Origin of the sequence: Pseudomonas sp. NFR16 (assembly GCF_900108875.1) — a bacterium.
Lineage (GTDB): Bacteria > Pseudomonadota > Gammaproteobacteria > Pseudomonadales > Pseudomonadaceae > Aquipseudomonas.
In genome coordinates, this window is the sequence record NZ_FNYJ01000007.1 from 162186 (window position 1) to 168260 (window position 6075).

Here is a 6075-nt window from a genome sequence, read left to right on the forward strand (position 1 = left end):
CCTGCCTGTCCCGGCCGCTGCCCGCCATCAAGGAATCGCAATGGAGTTGTTACAGACTTTCTTCAACTGGAGCGTGTTCGTCGACGCGCTGCCACTGATGCTGCGCGGCCTGGGCGTGACAGTGATGCTGGGCGTGGTCAGCATTTTGCTCGGCCTCGTGGGCGGCCTGATGCTGGCGATGCTGCGGCTTTATTCATACGCGCCGATCCGTTTTCTGGCGCGTGTCTACATTGACGTGTTGCGCTCCATTCCGCTGCTGGTTTTGCTGGTGCTGATCTATTACGCGCTGCCCTTCGTGGGCATTCGCCTCTCGTCGTTCGCCGCAGCGACCGCCGCTCTGTCATTGGTCTCCTGCGCGTACTCGGCCGAGATTTTCCGTTCCGGCATCGAGGCCATTCCCAAGGGCCAGTTCGAAGCGTCTGCGTCGCAAGGCATGAGCTTCTTCAACACCATGCGCGACATCATCCTGCCTCAGGCGATGCGCATCGTCATGCCGCCAATGACCAGCAATTGCATCAACGTGATGAAAGACACCGCGCTGGCCTCGGTGGTGGCGATGCCCGATCTGCTCAAGCAAGCCACGCAGGCTCAGGCGCTGGCGGCCAATCCGACTCCGCTGGTGGGCGCTGCGGTCATGTACCTGCTGTTGCTGTTGCCGCTGGTGCAACTGGTGAGCTGGAACGAGCGCCGAAATGGCGCTGGGAGGAAAAACCCATGAGTACCGTGATTGAAATCGAGCGCGTGGATAAGTTTTACGGGCCGTTTCAGGCGCTCAGCGACATCAACCTGACCGTGGATCAGGGCGAAGTGGTGGTGATTCTCGGACCATCGGGGTCAGGCAAGTCGACGCTGATCCGCTGCATCAACCTGCTGGAGGAATATCAGCAGGGTGACATTCGCGTGGCCAGCCAGCGGGTTGAAAACGGCCCGAAGCTGGCAAGCATCCGCTGTGAAGTCGGCATGGTCTTTCAGAATTTCAACCTGTATCCGCACCTCACCGTGTTGGCCAACGTCGCGCTGGCGCCTGTGCGCGTACGGGGCATGTCGCGGCGTGACGCCAACGAGCGCGCTCGCTTGCTGCTGGAGAAAGTCGGCATGGGTGCTCACGCCGAGAAATACCCTGGGCAGTTGTCCGGTGGGCAGCAGCAGCGCGTGGCCATTGCTCGCACCATGGCGATGGAGCCGCGCGTGATTCTGTTCGACGAACCCACATCGGCGCTCGATCCGGAAATGGTCGGCGAAGTGCTGGACGTGATGCAGAACCTGGCCCGCTCTGGCGTGACGATGGTGGTGGTCACCCATGAAATGGGTTTTGCGCGCAAGGTCGCCGACCGGGTGATCTTCATGGAGAACGGGCGAATCATCGAACAGAACAACCCGCACGACTTCTTCACGGCCCCGCAAGAGCCCAGAACCCGTGCATTTTTGCAGGCCATCCTGCATCACTGAACTGACTTTGGAGAGCACTGCCTTGAATGCCTTGGACATCGATTACGTCCGCAGCCAATTTCCCGCACTGAGCAGCGGTTACGCGTATCTGGACAACGCGGGCGGGTCGGCCGTGCTCAAGCCGGTGGCCGATCGCATCAGCGACTACCTGCTTAACAGCGCCGTGCAACTGGGCGCCTCCTACAGCGAGTCGGTGGACGCCGGGGCGCGGGTGATGGCGGCGCGTGAGTCGGTGGCGCAACTGATCAATGCGCGTTATCCGGAAGAGTGCGTGATGGGCGGCTCGACTACGCACCTGCTGCAGATCCTCTGCCGCGCCGTTGCGCCTTCCATCCAGCCAGGCGATGAGATCGTCGTCACCAACTGCGACCACGAAGCGAACATCGGCCCTTGGGTACGCCTTTGCGAAGAGCGCGGCGCCACCCTGCGAGTGTGGGAAGTCGACCCGCACAGCATGGAGCTGGAGCTGAACGACCTGGACAGCCTCCTCAATGACAGCACCCGCTACGTCGCCATGACCCACGCGTCGAACATTCTTGGCAGCGTCAATCCGGTCGCCGAAGTCGCGCGTCGGGTGCATGGGGTGGGCGGCAAATTGTGTGTCGATGCGGTGGCCTATGCCCCTCACCGACTGGTCGATGTTCAAGCCAGCGGCGCGGATTACTACGTCTTCAGTTTCTACAAGACCTTCGGCCCGCATTTCGCGGTCCTGTGGGGCAAGCGCGAAGCGTTGCTGGAATTGCCAAGCCTGAACCACTTCTTCATTGGTCAGGACGTCATCCCTTACAAACTGCAGCCGGGCAACCTGAACTACGAGTTGTCTTACGGCTGCATCGGCATCAGCGACTACCTGATCGACATTGGCCAGCGGCTCGGCGCCGCCGGTACACCGCGTCAACTGATGCAAGCAGCGTTCGACGCTTTCGAAGCACAGGAAGACCTGCTCGCCGAGACCTTGCTGGCGTTTCTTCGGGAGACACCGGGCGTACGAATCATCGGAAAATCCCGCGTGAACCACGGCGATCGGGTGCCGACGATCAGCTTTGTGGTGGAGGGCGTTCAGTCCGAAGCCATCGTGCGTCGTGTCGATGGCCATCGCATGGGCATCCGCTTTGGTGACTTCTACGCTCGACGCCTGCTCGAACAGTTGGGCTTGACCCCCTACGGCGGCGTGGTTCGCGTATCGATTGCCCATTACAACAGCGTCGATGAGTTGAATCGTCTGGTGGCGCATCTGGCCCAGGCGATTTCGGAACTGCGTCCATCCTGAATTTATCGAGCGATTTTATGCCTCTACCTCAAACCCTGGCCGAGCTGCGTTCTGCCATCGTCGAACATCAGGAACGTCTGACCGCGCGGCAGCGTGATGCCGCTCATTACCTGAACGAACACCCTCACGACGTTGCGTTGAACACCGTGGCTGCGCTGGCAAAAATCTCCGGCATTCCTTCATCGGCCTTCATCCGGCTGGCGCAGGCGCTGGGGTTTGGTGGTTTCAGTGACCTGCAGCGGTTGTTCAAGCAGCCGTTGCAGCAGGCCGGGCAAGGCAGTTTCAAAGAGCGAATCCGCCACTACCGGGGCGAGCAACTGCTGGATGACCCCACCGATGTCGGGGCGATGCTTGGCGCGTTCAGCCGCGCCAACATCGTTTCGCTTGAGCATCTGGCCGAGGGCGAACAGGTCCAGGCCATCGAGAAAGCCATCGGTCTGTTGCAAGAGGCGCGCACCACCTTTGTGGTCGGCATGCGTCGCTCGTTTCCCATGGCGGCCTATCTCAGCTACGCCCTCAGCCGTGTAGGACGCCGCGCCGTACACATCAGCGGTCTGGGCGGCAGCCTGCGCGAACAGGTTGGCGCGCTGCATGGCGATGACGTGTTGGTGGCGGTGAGTTTTCCACCCTACGCGCAGGAAACCATCGATGCCTGCCAGCAGGCAGTCGCCGCGGGCACGCCGATCGTGGCGATCACTGACAGCATCCTGAGCCCTGTCGGACAGAAAGCGTCGGTAATGATTGAGGTCAACGACGCCGAGCTGCTGGGCTTCCGCTCGCTTACCGCAGCGTTTTGCATTGCGCAGACGCTGGCCATGGGGTTGGCCTTTCGCAACGGCCAGAACCTCGACGGACCTGATCACGATGCACTGAAAAATATCGATTGCTGAGCCTGGGGCTCGGCACTTTTACGGGCTGTTCGAACGTTGCAGGAGACTGGTTCTATGGCGCTACCCCTTCGCAATCTGATCGGCTATGGCCGGGAACGGCCACGTGGCACCTGGCCTAATGGTGCGCGTCTGGCCGTCAATTTCGTCATCAACTACGAAGAAGGCTCTGAACGCTCGCTCGCCATGGGCGACGCTGATCAGGAAAGCATGACCGAATGGGGCAGCTATCAGTTTCCCGAAGGCGTGCGCAATCTGGCGATGGAATCGATGTACGAATACGGCGCCCGCGTCGGTATCTGGCGCATCCTCGACATCCTGCAACAGGCCAACGTCCCGGCGACCTTTCATGCCTGCGCCGTCGCGTTCGAACAGAACCCTGACGTCGCCAGAGCAGCGGTCGAACTGGGCCACGAAATCTGCAGTCACGGTTACCGCTGGGAGGAGGTGTTCCGCCTGAGCGAGGCCGAGGAGCGCGAGCACATTCGTCTGGCGATCGAGTCCTTCGAACGGACGTGCGGCAAGCGTCCGGTGGGTTGGTACTGCCGCTACGGCGCCAGCGTTCACACACGGCGGCTGGTGGCTGAGGAGGGCGGCTTTCTGTATGACTCCGACGCCTATAACGATGATGTTCCGTATTTCGTTGAAGTCGAAGGCAAGCAGCACCTGGTGGTGCCTTACACCAGCGACGTCAACGACTTTCGCTACTGGAATTCTCCGGGATTGTCCCAGGCTTCCGATTTCCTCGAATACATGCAGGAAAGTTTCGACGTGCTGTACGAAGAGGCCGCCGACGGGCTGCGGATGATGTCCATCGGACTGCATCCGCGCATGGTCGGACGCCCGGGGCGCGTGCGCGCGATCAAGCGATTCATCGAGTACGCCCAGGCCCACGAGGGCGTCTGGTTCACCACTCGAGAAGAAATTGCCAAGGCCTGGTTGGCACGCGCCTGAGGGGGAACATGAGATGCAGGCTTTCGATCTGATCATCCGCAATGCCAACGTAGTCACCGCCGCAGACAGCTTTTTGTGCGACATCGGCGTGCGTGACGGGCGCATTGCCGCGCTGGGGCTCGCGTTGCAAGGCGCCTCGCGGGAAGTCGATGCTGGCGGTAGGACCGTGACGCCAGGCGGCGTGGACAGCCACGTCCACCTTGATCAGCCGACCGGTGATGGCTCAGTCATGGCCGATGATTTCGAAAGCGGCACCCGCTCCGCCATGTGCGGCGGGACCACAACGGTCATTCCTTTTGCCTGCCAGCAAAAAGGACAGAGCCTGCGTGCAGCGGTGGAGGACTATCACCGACGCGCCGATGGCCGGGCGCTGATCGACTACGCGTTTCACCTGATCGTCACCGATCCCACCGAAGACGTGTTGCGCCGCGAACTGCCCGAACTGATCGCCGAGGGGTACACCTCGTTCAAGATTTACATGACCTACGACGCGCTGAAGCTCAATGACCGGGAGATCCTGGAAACGCTCTCGGTAGCGCGGGCCGAAGGCGCGATGGTGATGCTCCACGCAGAAAACAGCGATTGCATTGCCTGGCTGACCGAACGATTGCTGGCCGCCGGGCATAGCGCCCCTCGCTATCACGCCACGTCACGGCCGATGCTGGTCGAACGCGAAGCCACTCATCGTGCCATTGCACTGGCCGAGCTAGTCGATGTGCCGATCCTGATCGTTCACGTTTCCGGGCGTGAGGCGATCGAGCAGATTCGCTGGGCCCAGAGCCAAGGGCTGAAGGTTTATGGCGAGACGTGCCCGCAGTATCTGTTTCTGACAGCGGATTCGCTCGGCTGCGACGACAGCTTCGAGGGCGCGAAATGCATCTGCAGCCCGCCGCCTCGCGATTCGGCAAACCAGCAGGTGATCTGGGACGGTCTGCAGAATGGCTCGTTTGAAGTGTTCTCGTCAGATCACGCGCCATTTCGCTACGAGGGCCATGACGGCAAGCGCGCCCACGGCGATGCACCACCGTTTTCTGAGGTTGCCAACGGCATTCCGGGAATCGAAACGCGCATGGCGCTGTTATGGTCGGAAGGGGTCCGCAAGGGCCGGATCAGCCCGCAGGAGTTTGTTGCCCTCACGGCCACCAATGCCGCGCGCCTTTATGGGTTGTATCCGCGCAAAGGCAGCATCGCCATTGGCGCTGATGCGGACCTGGTGATCTGGGATGAGGATCTGGACGTCGAGCTGACCAACGAGCGGCTGCACCATAACGTGGATTACACCCCGTATGAGGGTATGCGTTTGAGTGCCTGGCCTGCGATGACCTTCGCCCGAGGGGAATGCGTGTGGGACGGCAGTGCGTCAGGTGAACCTGGGCGCGGCGAGTTTCTGCCCTGCTCCCGCCCGGAACCTGCAAAAGCGCGGCGGCGGATATCGGAACTGCCGGATTGATGACAACGCGACCCTGTCGGTGTGGGTTTGACCGGCTTCAGCCGGGAAGAGGCCGGTGTGCGCAC

6 protein-coding genes are annotated in these 6075 nt (G+C 61.3%); all 6 read left to right on the forward strand.

Annotated features, from left to right (window positions below; genetic code table 11):
* Positions 1 to 40 precede the first annotated feature (40 nt).
* From BMZ10_RS24085 to hydA, 6 genes are read left to right on the forward strand one after another with little or no spacing between them, the layout of a single operon-like run.
* The gene (locus BMZ10_RS24085) at positions 41 to 718 is read left to right on the forward strand and encodes an amino acid ABC transporter permease (RefSeq protein WP_093468322.1); all 678 of its coding nucleotides are present in this window, start codon (positions 41 to 43) and stop codon (positions 716 to 718) included.
* Positions 715 to 1449, forward strand: coding sequence for an amino acid ABC transporter ATP-binding protein (locus tag BMZ10_RS24090; protein ID WP_093468325.1), 735 nt, complete (start codon positions 715 to 717; stop codon positions 1447 to 1449). The genes BMZ10_RS24085 and BMZ10_RS24090 overlap by 4 nt, the downstream gene beginning before the upstream one ends.
* A 22-nt stretch (positions 1450 to 1471) precedes the next feature.
* A complete protein-coding gene (locus tag BMZ10_RS24095) occupies positions 1472 to 2719 on the forward strand; it encodes a cysteine desulfurase-like protein (protein ID WP_093468818.1) in 1248 nt (415 codons plus the stop codon).
* 17 nt (positions 2720 to 2736) lie between these two features.
* Entirely contained in the window at positions 2737 to 3609 is an 873-nt protein-coding gene (locus BMZ10_RS24100; RefSeq protein WP_093468328.1) for a MurR/RpiR family transcriptional regulator, read from the forward strand.
* A gap of 54 nt (positions 3610 to 3663) precedes the next feature.
* Positions 3664 to 4560 carry an allantoinase PuuE gene (locus tag BMZ10_RS24105; protein ID WP_093468331.1) on the forward strand — a complete coding sequence of 299 codons (897 nt, stop codon included), beginning with the start codon at positions 3664 to 3666 and terminating at the stop codon, positions 4558 to 4560.
* 13 nt (positions 4561 to 4573) lie between these two features.
* Positions 4574 to 6010 (forward strand): dihydropyrimidinase, encoded by a 1437-nt coding sequence (hydA, locus tag BMZ10_RS24110; RefSeq protein ID WP_093468334.1) that lies wholly within the window; start codon positions 4574 to 4576, stop codon positions 6008 to 6010.
* Positions 6011 to 6075 lie beyond the last annotated feature (65 nt).